At 63.4% G+C, this 14512-nt stretch carries 16 protein-coding genes; 7 read left to right on the plus strand and 9 right to left on the minus strand.

Translation table 11 applies throughout. The features are described from left to right. Window positions 1–131 precede the first annotated feature (131 nt). From JJB99_RS30640 to JJB99_RS30665, 6 genes are read left to right on the plus strand one after another with little or no spacing between them, the layout of a single operon-like run. Complete coding sequence (locus tag JJB99_RS30640) at window positions 132–890, plus strand: SDR family oxidoreductase (RefSeq protein WP_200495949.1); 759 nt, start codon at window positions 132–134, stop codon at window positions 888–890. A 46-nt stretch (window positions 891–936) separates the two neighbouring features. Beyond that, window positions 937–1395: an acetyl-CoA carboxylase biotin carboxyl carrier protein gene (locus JJB99_RS36455; RefSeq protein ID WP_246775040.1), complete on the plus strand. Its 459-nt coding sequence runs from the start codon at window positions 937–939 to the stop codon at window positions 1393–1395. Further along, window positions 1395–2750 (plus strand): acetyl-CoA carboxylase biotin carboxylase subunit, encoded by a 1356-nt coding sequence (accC, locus tag JJB99_RS30650; RefSeq protein ID WP_200495950.1) that lies wholly within the window; start codon window positions 1395–1397, stop codon window positions 2748–2750. The genes JJB99_RS36455 and accC overlap by 1 nt, the downstream gene beginning before the upstream one ends. After that, entirely contained in the window at window positions 2747–3409 is a 663-nt protein-coding gene (gene pxpB / locus JJB99_RS30655) for a 5-oxoprolinase subunit PxpB (protein WP_200495951.1), read from the plus strand. Before accC ends, pxpB (JJB99_RS30655) begins: the two co-directional genes overlap by 4 nt. Next, window positions 3406–4383, plus strand: coding sequence for a biotin-dependent carboxyltransferase family protein (locus JJB99_RS30660; protein WP_200495952.1), 978 nt, complete (start codon window positions 3406–3408; stop codon window positions 4381–4383). Before pxpB (JJB99_RS30655) ends, JJB99_RS30660 begins: the two co-directional genes overlap by 4 nt. Next, window positions 4374–4808, plus strand: coding sequence for an acetyl-CoA carboxylase biotin carboxyl carrier protein (locus tag JJB99_RS30665; protein WP_200495953.1), 435 nt, complete (start codon window positions 4374–4376; stop codon window positions 4806–4808). Before JJB99_RS30660 ends, JJB99_RS30665 begins: the two co-directional genes overlap by 10 nt. Here JJB99_RS30665 and JJB99_RS30670 read toward each other — a convergent pair. The 9 genes from JJB99_RS30670 to JJB99_RS30710 form a co-directional block, all read right to left on the minus strand. Beyond that, the gene (locus tag JJB99_RS30670; protein WP_200495954.1) at window positions 4801–5568 is read right to left on the minus strand and encodes a LamB/YcsF family protein; all 768 of its coding nucleotides are present in this window, start codon (window positions 5566–5568) and stop codon (window positions 4801–4803) included. The two genes, JJB99_RS30665 and JJB99_RS30670, sit on opposite strands and share 8 nt — an antisense overlap. Before the next feature lie 35 nt (window positions 5569–5603). Further along, window positions 5604–6581 (minus strand): biotin-dependent carboxyltransferase family protein, encoded by a 978-nt coding sequence (locus JJB99_RS30675; RefSeq protein ID WP_200495955.1) that lies wholly within the window; start codon window positions 6579–6581, stop codon window positions 5604–5606. Continuing rightward, the gene (gene pxpB / locus JJB99_RS30680; RefSeq protein ID WP_200495956.1) at window positions 6578–7273 is read right to left on the minus strand and encodes a 5-oxoprolinase subunit PxpB; all 696 of its coding nucleotides are present in this window, start codon (window positions 7271–7273) and stop codon (window positions 6578–6580) included. Before pxpB (JJB99_RS30680) ends, JJB99_RS30675 begins: the two co-directional genes overlap by 4 nt. Window positions 7274–7410: 137 nt before the next feature. Continuing rightward, the gene (locus JJB99_RS30685) at window positions 7411–8505 is read right to left on the minus strand and encodes an ABC transporter ATP-binding protein (RefSeq protein ID WP_200495957.1); all 1095 of its coding nucleotides are present in this window, start codon (window positions 8503–8505) and stop codon (window positions 7411–7413) included. Between the two features lie 11 nt (window positions 8506–8516). Next, on the minus strand, window positions 8517–9581 hold the full coding sequence (locus JJB99_RS30690; RefSeq protein ID WP_200495958.1) for an extracellular solute-binding protein: 1065 nt from the start codon (window positions 9579–9581) through the stop codon (window positions 8517–8519). A gap of 27 nt (window positions 9582–9608) precedes the next feature. After that, window positions 9609–10412 (minus strand): ABC transporter permease, encoded by an 804-nt coding sequence (locus tag JJB99_RS30695; protein WP_200495959.1) that lies wholly within the window; start codon window positions 10410–10412, stop codon window positions 9609–9611. Continuing rightward, window positions 10412–11344 (minus strand): ABC transporter permease, encoded by a 933-nt coding sequence (locus JJB99_RS30700; protein WP_200298554.1) that lies wholly within the window; start codon window positions 11342–11344, stop codon window positions 10412–10414. The genes JJB99_RS30695 and JJB99_RS30700 overlap by 1 nt, the downstream gene beginning before the upstream one ends. Before the next feature lie 221 nt (window positions 11345–11565). Next, complete coding sequence (locus JJB99_RS30705) at window positions 11566–12768, minus strand: pyridoxal phosphate-dependent aminotransferase (RefSeq protein WP_200495960.1); 1203 nt, start codon at window positions 12766–12768, stop codon at window positions 11566–11568. Continuing rightward, window positions 12761–13564, minus strand: a complete 804-nt coding sequence (locus JJB99_RS30710; protein WP_200495961.1) for an SDR family oxidoreductase — start codon at window positions 13562–13564, stop codon at window positions 12761–12763. The genes JJB99_RS30705 and JJB99_RS30710 overlap by 8 nt, the downstream gene beginning before the upstream one ends. 228 nt (window positions 13565–13792) lie before the next feature. On the opposite strand from JJB99_RS30710, the gene JJB99_RS30715 reads away from it, so the two are divergent. Then, window positions 13793–14485 (plus strand): SDR family NAD(P)-dependent oxidoreductase, encoded by a 693-nt coding sequence (locus tag JJB99_RS30715; RefSeq protein ID WP_200495962.1) that lies wholly within the window; start codon window positions 13793–13795, stop codon window positions 14483–14485. Window positions 14486–14512: the final 27 nt, after the last annotated feature.

Below are 14512 nucleotides of genomic sequence, written 5' to 3' on the forward strand. Positions count from 1 at the left end.
TATGGGATCAGAAGGAATTGTTCTTACCACCGGGAACCTGAGGGGCCTATAGCTAGTGCTGAACTCGTCCTCCGCTCGCGTTACAGCCGACGCCACCAGCGGGTCGGACGGTAGCAGAGGAGCCCTCGCGGATGGGATTTTCGGATTATCGGACGGCCTTGGTGACGGGCGCGTCCTCTGGGATTGGGGCCGCGACGGTTCGGCGCCTGAGCGCGGAAGGGCTCCAGGTTCACGCCGTGGCACGCGACGCCGCTCGCTTGAGCGCCTTGGCCGCGGAGACCGGATGCCAGCCCTGCGCCGTCGACATCAGCGATCTCGACGCGCTTGCGGCACTGGCGAAGTCGGCCGAGTTCGATGTCCTCGTCAACAATGCCGGGCAGTCCCGGCGCGGCAACATCCTGGGTACCACGCCAGAGGATATCGACGCGCTCATCGACGTTAATCTGCGCGCGGTCCTGCACCTGACGCACCTCGTCGTGCCGGGCATGGCAAGTCGCGACCGCGGCCACGTCGTCAATATCTCCTCCATCGCTGGCCACTATGCATTCGCCGGCGGCAACACCGTGTATCACGCCACGAAAGCCGGCATTCACTCCCTGTCGCAGCAATTGCGCGTCGATCTCTACGGAACCAGGGTTCGCGTCACCGAGATATCGCCGGCACGGGTCGAGACCGAAGTCTTCGGACGGCTGCTGGGCGATCTGGCTGAAGCCAAGCGCCGCTTCTTCGACGATTATGATGCTCTCCAGCCCGAAGACATTGCCAATTCGATCGCCTTTGCGATTGGATCGCCGGCGCGCATGAACGTCGCCTTCATGGAGGTCCTGCCGACCCAGCAAGTCGTCGGCGGCCTCAATTTCGCGCAGAAGAGCAGGCCGCCGGCTGAGTAATGCGTGAGGCCCCGAGCGCGATAGGCCGTCAACGCGGAGCGTGACCGTGGACTTCGCCAAGATCGAACAACTCGTGGATCTGGTTGCCCGCTCGTCGATCGCGGAGCTGGATCTGACGCAAGACGGAACCCGCATCCGCATCCTCAAGCGCCCGTCTGCGGAAGCGCCGCCGGCCCCGGCTCGCCCTGCCGGCGGAAGCGATCCGCAAATTCCTTCCGCCAATCATAAGGACGGCCCAGCGCCCGGCGCCCCCGCCGATATCGTCGTCTCCGCGCCGATGCACGGCGTGTTCTACCGGTCTGCAGCGCCGGACGAGCCCCCGCTGGTCGAGGTCGGCGCGAGGGTCGAGGCCGGGCAAAAGATATGCACGATCGAAGCGATGAAGACCTTCATCGATATCGCCGCCGAGACGTCCGGCGTCGTGCTTGCGGTCCTTGCCGAAAATGGTGACGAGATCGCAGCGGGGCAAGCGCTGTTCCGGATCGGTCCTGCGGGTTCATCCTGATGTTCGACAAGGTCCTGATCGCCAACCGCGGTGAGATCGCGCTCCGTATCCAGCGCGCCTGTCGGACCATGGGTCTCAAGACGGTCGTCATTCACTCGGAAGCAGACAGCGACGCGCGCTATGTCGCACTCGCCGATCAGGCACTCTGCATCGGACCTGCGCCGGCGAACAGCACCTATCTCAACGTGGCGGCGATCCTGCTCGCGGCCGAAGTCAGCGGCGCCCAGGCGATCCACCCGGGATACGGGTTTCTCTCGGAAAGCGCGGAGTTCGCCGATCGGGTCGTGCGCGCCGGTCTCACCTTCATTGGCCCTCCCGCGGAGTGCATCCGGACCATGGGCGACAAGGTTGCCGCCAAGCGCGCGATGCGGCTGGCGGGTGTGCCTTGCGTACCCGGGCCGGACAGCGCGCTGCCGGATGATCCGGCGGAGGTGCGCGCGATCGCGCGGGACATCGGATATCCCGTCATCATCAAGGCCGCCGGCGGTGGCGGCGGCCGCGGCATGCGGATCGTGCGCAAGGAAGAGGCGCTGGACGAGGCGCTTGCGCTGACGCGCGCGGAAGCCGGCAAGGCCTTCGGAAACGCTGCGGTCTATATCGAGAAATTCCTCGAGAAGCCGCGCCATATCGAGATTCAGGTGCTGTGCGATCAGCACGACAACCATCTCTGGCTCGGTGACCGCGACTGCTCGCTCCAGCGCAGGAACCAGAAGGTCGTCGAGGAAGCTCCCGCGCCGGGCATCGATCGCACGCTGATCGAGCAGGTCGGCGCGAGCTGCGTCGAAGCCTGCCGGCGGATCGGCTATCGCGGCGCCGGCACGTTCGAGTTCCTCTACGAGAACGGGCAGTTCTTCTTCATCGAGATGAACACGCGCGTCCAGGTGGAGCATCCCGTCACCGAGATGACGACGGGTATCGACATCGTCAAGGAACAGATTCGCATTGCGCGCGGCGAGCACCTCGGGATCGCGCAAGGCGACATCGCGCCTGCCGGCCATGCCGTCGAATTTCGCATCAATGCCGAAGATCCCGCCACCTTCACGCCGTCGCCCGGCACGGTGACGCGCTGGGACGTGCCCGGCGGCATCGGCATTCGCGTCGACTCCCATATCGCGGCGGGCGCCACGGTACCGCGTCACTATGACTCCCTGATCGGCAAGCTGATCGCCCACGGCAGCACTCGCGACGAGGCCCTGGCCCGCGCGCGCGTCGCCTTGTCCGAACTGCGCGCCGAAGGCATCCGGACCAACGTGCCCTTGCACCAGGCGATCCTTTCGGACCCGACATTCTGCCGTGGCGGCTTCGATATCCACCATCTCGAACACTGGATGAATGCGAAGATGGCCGCACAATGACCGTGCCCGACCGGCCGCGGATCAGCCTGCTCGGTACATCGGCTCTCCTGTTCGAGGCCCCCGGGGCGTTCGACCTGCCGCAGCAGCGACGCATCTGGGCACTGGCCGCCACGGCATCGAAATGGCCTGGCATTCGCGAAGCCGTTCCAGGCATCACCAACCTGATGCTGACCTTCGCAACGCCTCCTCGCCAACTCGACGCCCTGATCGCCGCTCTCAACGACGGCTGGGATAGGGCGGAAGGCCTCGTCATCGGCGGTCGCGAGATCAGGCTACCGGTCACCTATGGCGGCGAGATCGGATCGCAGCTCCGGTCCGTCGCCGATCATTGCAGCCTGTCCGTCGATGACGTCGTGGCGATCCATGCCGCGCCGCTCTACACGGTCTTCGCGCTGGGTAGCCATCCCGGCTATTGCTATCTTGGCGGCATGGACCCGCGCATCACCATGCCGCGACGACAGACACCGTTGCAACGCTCCGCCGGCGGCTCGGTATCGATCGGCGGGTTGCAGACCGGCGTCTCCGCCTCTCCCGGCCCCAGCGGCTGGCACGCTATCGGACACACGAGCTGGACTTTCTTCGACCCATCCTGGCCGACGCCAGCCGCGCTCGCACCGGGCGATACGATCCGTTTCGAGATCGAACGGGTGATCCAGTGATCGAGATCCTGTCAGTCACAGGCCCCGCCAGCATCCAGGATCTCGGGCGCTTCGACCAGTACCGCTTCGGGGTCGGCACCTCGGGTGCGATGGACGATGTCGCGCTGCGCGCCGGCAACATCATGCTCGGCAATGACGAGAATGCCGCCGCCGTCGAAATCCCGATGATGCCGTTCAGGCTCCGCTTCGATCGGAACATCGCTTTTGCGCTCACCGGCGCCGCCGTCGAGGCCGAGATCGCAGGACGCGCCATTCCGCCGTGGTGGCGCTCGTACGCGCGCGCCGGAGATATTCTGAACATCAAGGCGATGTCTCACGGCGCACGAAGCTATCTGGCCGTCAGCGGCGGCATCGACGTGCCGATGGTGATGGGCTCGCGCAGCACGCAGTTTCGCGGCGAGTTCGGCGGCTTGCACGGACGGCCGCTGCAGGCGGGCGACATCCTGCCCTGCGCTGCGTCGACCGCAGTCTTTGGCGAGCTCGGGATCGAGCCCGCCGGCATCACGCTGGCGCGAACGAACGATGCTGCGGACGAGACCATCGTCAGGGTCATCGTTGCCGGTGAGTATGAGGCGTTCGACGCCACGGCGCAGGACTTGTTCTGGTCCAGCAGCTGGACGATCACGCCGCAAAGCAATCGCTATGGTTACCGCCTGCAAGGCCCCGCGGTGAAGCCGAAAGCGCCGGTCGAAAAGCGCTCGCACGGCATCGTTCCGGGTGTCATCCAGATTCCCCCCAACGGACAGCCCATCATCCAGATGAGAGATGCGCAGACATCCGGCGGCTATCCGAAGATCGCGACCGTGATCGGGGCCGACCTGTGGCGCGTCGGGCAGGCGCGGCTCGGCGGCAAGCTGCGGTTCGAGCAGAGCGCCTACACTGATGCGCTTGCAGCCGAAGGCGAGATGTCGGCATATCTCGACCGGCTGCGGGCCAATATGCGTCTTGTCGAGGAGGCCCGAACATGCCGATAGAGACAACCGATATCGCGCGGCTGGCGCAGATCCTCGAAAACTCCGGCGTCGACACGATCGAGATCGAGGAGTCGGGACTGACCCTGAAGCTCGTTGTGGACACAAGGCTCCGCACGGCAGCGTCTGCATCGCGTGCCGCCGCAACCGCCCCTGCCGCCGATCATTTCGTCATGGCGAAAGCCGATGTCGCGGGACATTTCCGTGCGGCCCATCCCTGGCAGGACAAGCCGTTCGTCGCGCCCGGCCAGCGCATCGAGGCTGGCGCGACGCTCGGCCTGGTGAAGATCGGGCTATTGTATGCACCCGTCGTTGCGCCCACCGCGGGCGTCGTCGATGCCGTGATCGCGGAAACCGGCGCCATGGTCGGATACGGCACTCCGATCGTGCGCATCCTTCCGCTCGCGCCAGGCAACCCGCTCAATTGAGCAGTACAGTTGCAGGCGTGACTTCGCCGCCGCCCTGTTCGATCACGCGGCGAACCGTGCGGGCGAGATCGACCGATCCAGGCGTGTCGCTGTGGATCAGGATCGAGCGGGCCTCGATCTTGATCGACTTGCCCTCGATGGTCTTCACGGTTCCACTGTCCAGGAACTGCTTGACCCGTTCAGCTACCGCTTCCTGCGAGGTGATGACGGAATTGGGAAGCTTGCGGGAGACCAGATGGGCGTTCTCGTCATACGCCCGATCAGCCAGGAACAACGTCAAGACGCGCAAGCCGACCCCGCGCGCGGCGCGCACGATCTCGGCGTCGGGCTGCGAGAACACGATGAAATCGCGGTTGATGGTCGCGATCGCGCGCGCGACGACATCAGCCATGTCGGGGTCCGCGTTGACCATATTGCCCATCGCGGCGTGGAAGCTGACATGGGTCACGCGGTGGCCGGCATTGGCCGCGATCGCCTGCAAGGCGCCGATCTGATAGACCATATGCTTCTCGAGTTCGGCGGCATCCATCTGGATCACGCGGCGGCCAAACCCGAGCAGGTCGGGCAGGCCCGGATGGGCACCGACCTCAACTCCCTTCTGCTTTGCCAAGCGGACCATGCGATCCATGGTCATGGGATCCCCGGCGTGGAAGCCGCACGCCACGTTGGCGGACGAGACGATGCCCATCAGCGCCTCGTCATCGCAGATGCGATAATTGCCGAAGCCTTCGCCCATGTCCGAATTGATGCCGACTTTCATGTTCGCACCCTGCTCTTGTTCTCGTTGACGTTCACTCAAAGCTGTCGATAAAGATCCGCGGCAGCCCGCAAGCTGGCGAGATAGTCATTGACGGGGGCCATGGCCGCGACCGCGTCCTGGTAGCTCACATCCCTGAAGGTGATGAATGATCCTGGCGCCGCCTGGCCCAGGCGCCAGAGATCGGCCTGAATCACGGCCGCCATCTTGGGATAGCCGCCTGCCGTGTTGGCGTCGCTCATCTGGATGATCGGCTCGCCGGCCGGCGGCACCTGCACGACGCCGGCCACGACGCCATGCGAGCGCATCTCGATCGGCGCGTCCAATGTCAACTTGTCTCCGGTGAGACGGTATCCGCCGCGGTCGCTCCGGGCACTGGCCTTCCACGCAGTGGACCAGAACCTCGCCTGCATCGCCTCTGAAAACAGATCATATTCACCGGCCCGCATGACACGTATCCGCAGCACGCCGTCATCTCGCGGGCCGGCGCCTGGGATCGCGACGTCCGGCGGCGCGGCGCCGAAGTCGAAACGGCGGGCAGCCTCTCGCGGTGGTTTGCCGACCGGAATGACGTCGCCCGTCTGCAAGCTTCGCCCCTCGAGCCCACCGAAGCCGGCGCGCAGATGCGTGCTGCGCGAACCCAGCACCCGCGGAACGTCGAGGCCGCCGCCGAACGTCGCGTAGACGCGCGCACCGCGGCGCGGCGTTCCGATCGCGAGAATGTCGCCAGCCCTCGCCCGCTTGCACCACCACGGGCGCATGGATAATCCGGCCAGCGTCGAGACGTGATCGGCGCCCGTGAGCGCAAATGTCGTGTCCTCCTGGAAACGCAGGCGGAACGGAAATGTCTGGATCTCGATGCCGGCCGCATCGTCCTCATTGCCGAGCAGTGCATTTCCGGCCGCGAGCGCGACGGGATCCATGGCGCCGGACGTGCTCACACCGATGCCGCGCGCACCATGCCGGCCGAGATCCTGGATCGTATTGAAGGCGGGGCTGGCGAGGATCTCGATCATAGCTCGATCCGATCGATCCTGAATCTGACACGGTCCCCCGGCAGCATGAGAGACGGTTGCTCGCGCTGCGGATCGAACATGGCGACAGAGGCCCAGCCGATCGCGTTCCATCCATTGGGGCTCGACAGCGCCGCGACGCCGGTCTGCATCCCGCCGATGGTCACCGAACCCGCGCGCATGTTGAGCGAGGGCACTGATTTGCGCGGCATGTGGATGCGCGGATCGAGACCATGGAGATAACCAAACCCCGGCGAGCTCGCGACGGCGCAGACCGTGTAATCGCCCTCGCTATGAATTCTGATGACCTCGCGCGCGGGCAGTCCGGTGTGCTTCGCGACCGCCGGCAAGTCGAAGCCGAGCTCGCCGCCATAGATCACAGGAATTTCGATGACCTTGCCGTCGGCCTTGCGGCCGGGCAAGCGATGCCACAGCTCGACGATCGAAGCGCCGAGCATGCCGATATCAGCAGGCGGCTGCTCGAATACCAGCATCACATTGGTGACGCCGATGACGGCTTCCTGGACATTCGGCCACGACGACGCAGCATCCGCGAGCGCCCAGATGCGTCCCTGTTGAATCAGGTCAAACTCACCCGGTGCCTCGACCAGCATCGCGAGCGTGCCGATCAGGCTGATCTTCGGGCTTTTCTCGATCGCGCCGACAAGGGGAGCGCTGGGCTGATTAATCGACAAAAGGGCCTCATTGGTCCAACGCCTGCGGCGCCGCCGTCTCCAGTTCTAACCAAACAGCCCAAGTCGATCCAAGACGATGTTCGTCTATGGGTATAAGGGATGTCGATTGCCCGCGCCCGCTGCGCCCGTATCGCGCGTCAGTGACGGGCAATGATATGATTGCTCGGCGACTCCCACCGCGCGACAACTTCCTCGCCCACAGCGTATCGAAGTCCCGCGTGTTGCGACTGATTCTGCTCGAACACGATGATCTGCCCGCCACTCGGCGTCCTGAGGTAATAGTGACTGACGAAACCGCGATAGATCGCCTGGTCGACACGCGCCATCACGCTGTTCGCAGGTTGCGCCGCCGAGGCCTGACCAGCCCTCTCGACGATGATCGCCTCGGGCCTGATCGAGACCATCGCGTCGCTCGCCGATGCTGGAAGCTGCTCGACCTGAAGGCTCAATTCGGGCGACACGCGAATGACCGCTCCACTGCCATTGCGCTGCTCGACCGGACCTTCAAACAGGTTTGAGGCGCCGATGAACTGCGCGACGAATTTTGAAGCCGGACGCTGGTAAATTTCGGTGGCCGAGCCGACCTGCTCGAGCTTGCCATCGCGCATCACCACGATCTTGTCAGCCATGGTCAGCGCTTCGTCCTGATCGTGGGTCACCATGATGGTGGTCAGGCCGAGCCTGCGCTGCAGGGCGCGCAGCTCGACCTGCATGCTCTCGCGAAGCCCCTTGTCGAGCGCCCCGAGCGGCTCGTCAAGCAGCAGCATTGCCGGCTCGATCACCAGGGCACGCCCCAGCGCGACGCGCTGTTGCTGACCGCCGGAGAGCTGGGCCGGATAGCGCTTTCCGAAGTTCGACAGCTGGACGAGACTGAGAGCTTCGCTCACCTTCCTCGCAGCATCCGCCTTGGACATCCCGCGCATCTCCAGGCCGAATACGATGTTCTCCTCGACAGTCAGATGAGGGAACAAGGCATAGTTCTGGAACAGCATCCCGACGTTGCGGCGATGCACCGGCACGCCGGTCATCCTCTTGTCGTTGACGAAGACGTCGCCGGATGTCGGGCGGATCAGGCCCGCAATCATGCGGAGACAGGTCGTCTTGCCGCATCCGCTCGGACCGAGCAGAGCGACCATGTGCCCGGGCTCGATCGCGAGCGACACGTTGTCGACCGCGACCATGCGGCCGTATTCCTTGCCGAGGCGCTCAAGCCTGACTTCAGAAGATTTCATGACGACTCCACTCAGCTCGTGAACACCTCGTTATATTTCTCCAGCCAGGGACCGCGGCGCGGGACGATGAAATTCCAGTCCGGCGTGAAGAGCCCGAGATCGGTTGCCTTCGTATCGGGATAAGCGAGGTATTTTGCCGTCTCAGGCTTGAAGTCGATGCCGCCGACCGAGGGCGCGCTCAGCGTCTGCTCCGATAGCATCTTGGCGACTGCCGGGTCTAGGATACGGTTGATGAAGGCAGCTCCGAGTTCCGGCTCCGGTGCATTCTTGACGATCGTCATGCTGTTGATGCCGGTAAACGCGCCTTCCTTCGGGAAGGTCATGTCGAGCGGCAGACCCTTCGCGGTGTGCGGATAGATCGCCTTGGAATATTCGATGCCGCCGATCATCGCCTGCCCCTGCGCGACCTGGAGCACCTGCGCCTCGCTGTCGTAGATCGTCAGCACGTTCGGCTTGAGCGTCGCCAGCTTGTCCCAGCCCTGATCGACCAAATATTGCGCCTCCTTGAACGGCTTGCCCGTGACGAGCGAGGCCGCAACGATGAGCATCAGCACGCTCTGGGTATTCTTCGGCGTGTTGAGGAGGATCTGCTTGCGATATTTGGCATCGAAGATCTCTTCATAGCTCTTGAGCGGCTTGGTCACCTGCGGATTGATGAACATCGCCGCGCTGGAGATCGAGAATCCGACGCCGTATCCGTCCTCGAAAATATATCGCGGATAAACCTTCGCCAGATTGGGGATCTTGTCGGCGTCGAGCTTGCCGATCAGGCCCTCCTGCTTGGCCTGGGGGATGCCGACGTCATCCATCATCATGACGCTGAACCGCGGTGTATCGCGCGTTGCACGAAGCGCGGCGATGTTGGAGAGCGTCGCGCCTTCGATCGTGAAGACCCGGCATTTGAACTCGGCTTCGAACTTGGGAATGACCTCCTTCTGGATCAGTTTACCCAGCGCGGAGTTGTAAACGCCAACATGCAGCTGCCTGGCGTCCTGCGACCAGGCCCGGCTGATGATGGTCGGGAAAGCGACCGCGGATGCACCGGCCTTGATGAGAGTCCTACGCGTCAGTCTCATGGTCCTATCTCCATCTACAAGAGCAAATCAGGCGGCCAGCGCGCGGCGAAGACCTACCAATTTTTCCAAAATCAAGACGCCGACCATTGCCATCAGAATGATGATGGTCGACATCGCCGGCACGGACGGATCGAAAACATTGACGAGCTGCCGCATCAAGACCAGCGGAACGGGCGAGTATTCGGAGTTCGCCAGCCACATCGTGACAGGGTAGTTGTCGAACGAAACCATGAAAGCAAACAGTCCGCCGGCGGCGACGCCAGAGGCGATCTGCGGCAGCGTCACCCGCCAGAAGGTTCGCAGCCGGCTGGCCCCGAGGGTGCGTGCGGCATCCTCCAGATTCTCGTCGACTAATTGCAGGCTGGTAACCACTGTCCGGATGACATAGGGCGAGGTCACGACGATATGGCCGATCAGAAGATTCAGCCGTGCGTCCGTCGAGCCGAGCTTGTTGAGGACCTGGAGCAGCGCGAGGCCCGTTATCAGGGCCGGAAATATCAGCGGCGAAAGCAGGAAACCCTTGATTGCCGCGAGGCCGACGAAATGTCCGCGCACCAGCGCGAAGGCCGCGGGCACACCGAACAGCAGCGAGCCCACCGTCGTGCCGAGCGCGAGCAAAATGCTGAGCCGCATCGCTTCGAGGAAGTCGCGGTCCTGGAGAACCTTGGCATACCATTTCAGCGTGAAGCCCTGCGGCGGAAAGGTCACGAAATAGGAATCGGAGACCGACGCAGCCATGACGAGGAGCAGCGGCGCCAGGATGAACAGCATCATGCCGGCCGTGATGGTGTAGAGGATGAAGGCACCGAAGCCGGAAAACCGCTCGTCCATCAATCAGGCCTCCTGAGACGCCGGCCTTCCAGAAGCCACATCGAGACGCCATTGACCGCGAGAACGAGGCCGACGAGTACAACGGCAATCGCAGCACCGAACGGCCAGTCGTAGACGACGAAGATCTGCTGCTCGATCAAATTGCCGAGCATTACCGCCGAGGCCCCGCCCAGGATCGCAGGAATGACGAAGGAGCCGGCGGTGAGCGAAAAGACCAGCGTGAAGCCCGCCACGAAGCCAGGCATGCTCAAGGGCAGCGTCACCCGAAGAAAGACCTTCCACCAAGGCGCCCCGAGCATGCGAGCCGCGTCCTCCAGGTTGGGATCGATCTTGCCAAGCGCGGAGGCCAACGGCAGAACCATCATCGGGAAGAACACGTGCAGCGATCCGATCACGACGGCCGTTTCGGTGTAGAGGACGGATATCGGTGCGTCGACGACATGCAGCGTCATCAGGATCCAATTCAACATCCCCTTCGGGCCGTTCTGGAGCACCAGCTGCCAGCCGTATCCACGAACCACCACGCTGACGATCAAGGGCGCGATCACGATCAAGGTGATGACCCGCGTGACCATCGGACGGCTCTTGACCATCACCAGGGCGACCGGATAGGCGAGCACCGTCGCAAGCGCCGAAGTGATGATGCTGATCCGCAGCGTCGTCCAAAGCACGCGCGCGTAGAGTTCGACATTAACGAGGCGTGCATAATGCGCCAGCGTGAACGGGCGGCCGATGATGCCGCGGCTGTCCTGCGTCTGGATGCTCGAGAACAGCAGGGCGAGCGCCGGATAGAAGAAGAAATAGGTCAGGAAAGCCAACATCGGGATGGCGAGAACCCCGACGGGCAACGCCAAGCGCCAGCGCGATCTCTCCCGGGCGACCGGTGGCGCCTCAACAGTCAAAACTGCCACCGCCTCGTCACTGGTGGTCATCGCTGGCCGTCCTCGACTGTGCGATACCAAGACTACCCCTCTTTAGAACAAAGCTTATGCGTTGGCATTCTACAGGACCAAGAACATCTTCGTTTAGGGGCATCAGGAACGATTATGACAACCGGTTCGGGATATTGCTCCGATCTTGACCTGCGAACGCCGCTGGTTACGGCGTTCGCCGAGCGTCCGGGCGCCCTCCCCCTTGCATTTCGAATACCCGGTCAGTGCAGGCTTTCGCAGAAGCTTGCGATACGCCGGCAGCCTTCCTTGAGCGATCCGATATCGGTCGCGTAGGAAATGCGGAAATACGGGCTCATGCCATAGGCGCCACCGTGCACCGCAGCAACATGCTGCTCCTCCAGCAAAGCCGAGATGAAGTCGGCATCGGTGTCCAGCCGCCGCCCACCCTTCGTGGTCTTGCCGATGCAGCCGGCGATGTTCGGAAACACGTAGAACGCCCCTTGGGGCTTGTGGCAGGTGATGCCGGGGATCTGATTCAGAAGCTTGACCACGAGATCGCGCCGATCACGATAGATGTCCGTGCGCTCCTTCAGGAAATCCTGCGGACCGTTCAGGACCGCAACCGCCGCCGCCTGGCTCACCGTGCAGATACCGCCGGTCGCCTGGCCATGGACGTTATTCATCGCCGCGATCAGGTCCTTAGGACCTCCGCAATAGCCGACCCGCCAGCCGGTCATGGCGTAGGCCTTCGACGCGCCGTTGACGGTCACGACGCGGTTCTTCAGCCGTGGCTCAACCTCAGCGATGGTACAGAACTCGAAACCATCATAGGTGAGATGCTCATAGATGTCGTCGGTGAGAATCCACACGTCCGGGTACTTCAACATGACGTCGGCGATCGTACGCATCTCCTCGCGCGTGCATGCCGCCCCGGTCGGATTGTTGGGAAAATTCAGGATCAACCACTTCGTCCTGGGCGTGATTGCCGCATCGAGGTCCGCCGGGCGGAGCTTGAACCGGTTGTTCTCAGGACAGGGCACGGCGACCGGCGTCGCCTCCGCGAGGAGAACGATGTCCGCATAGGTGATCCAGCCGGGGGCCGGAATGACCACCTCGTCGCCGGGATTGCAGGTCGCAAACAGCGCGTTGAAGATGATCTGCTTGCCGCCGTTGGCGATCAGGATCTCGTCAAGAGCATAGTCGAGATTGTTCTCGCGCTTGAACTTGCGCTGCACCGCGGTCCTCAGGGCGGCGGTCCCCGGCTGCGCCGGATATTTGGTATCGCCGGCAAGTGCCGCCCGATGAGCGGCCTCGATCGCATGCGGCGGCGTCGGAAAATCGGGCTCCCCGGACGATAGGCCGACGATCTTGACACCTGCGTCACGGAGCTCACGCGCCTTGTCCGTCATCGCCGCCGAGGCCGACACCTTCACGGTCTTGAGGCGGTTTGCAAGTTCAGGCATTGTCGGCTCCACTTGTCATTTCTCTCAATCGCGTGGTGTCGGATCGGCTGGCGAATCGCAGTTCGCCGACGACCTGGAACGTGGGGACGACCTCGATCATCGCGACGTTCATCCGCGCCGGCGCCCCCACCGCGAAGGCAATGGCTTCCGCGATGTCTTCGGACTGGAGCGTCTCGAACGCGCCGACGAAGCGGGCATCCGGATTGTCGGCGGCATTCTGGTTCTGGAAGATGCTCGTGGCCACGCGCCCGGGCGAGACTTCGGTGATGCGAATGCAGGTTCCGTAGAGATCGATGCGCAATTGCTGCGACAGCGAATGAATGCCCGACTTGGTCGCGTGATAGGCCGCCGATGAATTGAATGTCGTTGCATTTTCGCCGAAGGCATAATGGCCGGCGATCGACGAGATGTTGATCACGTGGCCGCGGTTGCGCTGTGCCATACTGGGTACGATGAGCCGCGTCAGATGCAGGACCGCGCGCAGATTGACGTCGACCAGCGTGTCGACATCGTCCGGTGCAGTATCCAGGATATTGCTGCGCCGCGACTGACCGGCACTATTGACGAGGACGTCGAACTCGGCCGAGCCCCCAAGCCGTGTCAGGGCGGCGAGATCGTTCACATCGAGCGCGCATGCTCGACAGCCCGTCTCAGCCGAGAGCCTCGCCAATCGCCGATGGTCTCGCCCCAGCGCATGAACCTCGAGCCCCTCGGCGCAGAGCCGCCGAACCGTCGCAGCCCCGATACCCGAGGATGCGCCCGTCACCAACGCCGTTCGATAGTCCGAAAATCCCATCTGCGGGGGCTCTTTTGCAGGCAGCCAAAACTACGTGCATGGGCCGATGTAGGCATACAGCAGATTTGTTCTGCCCTCATAAGGACATCCAATATCCCGGCCGGATGCGCTGGCCTGCCAGCCATAAGCACGCCCGATGCCGGCAGAGCGAATTTCTCTTACTCGCTACCGGTCGCGTTCCCTTACATTTCGTGATGCACTTGGCTCAGTTATAGGAGACGGACTCGGATGTTGGAGGTCGGCAATCGGATCGTCATGGTCTCGGGAGCTTCGCGCGGCATCGGACGCGCCGTCGTCGACCGGCTGCTGTCGTCGGGCTTCCGCGTATCGGCGGGGCTTCGCGATGCGAGCCGTCTTGCGGAAAGCGATCGCCTCATGACGCATCGCTATGACGCGGAAGATGCCGCAAGCCCGATCGCGTGGGTCAATGCCACGGTCGCACGATGGGGCGGCGTCGATGCCATTATCAATGCGGCGGGGATCAACCCGAAAGTTCGCGTCTGCGACGAGGGCGAGGACGACCTCGACGACATGTGGCGCGTTAACGTGAAGGGCCCTCTGCGCCTCGTCAGGGCCACTCTGCCTCATCTTGCCGTGTGTGGCCACGGCAGGGTCGTCAATCTGGGCTCCCTCGCCGGCAAGCGCGTGGGTAGCAATGTCGGCTACGCCATGACCAAATTCGCGGTGGTCGCACTCACCCACGGCATTCGCCGGGAAGGACGTGCGGCCGGCATTCGCGCAACGGTGATTTGCCCGGGCTACGTTGCCACCGACATGACGCTGAACGACGACGAGATCCCTCGCCACGAGATGAGCCAGCCAGGCGACATCGCCCGCCTGGTGGAAACCGCACTCATGCTGCCGAACAACGCGTCCGTGTCCGAGATGCTCGTGCACTGCCAGTTCGAACCGACGCTGTAGGCTCTGGTCGTGAGGGGCGATGTTTAT

Source organism: Bradyrhizobium diazoefficiens, assembly GCF_016616235.1.
GTDB lineage: Bacteria > Pseudomonadota > Alphaproteobacteria > Rhizobiales > Xanthobacteraceae > Bradyrhizobium > Bradyrhizobium diazoefficiens_H.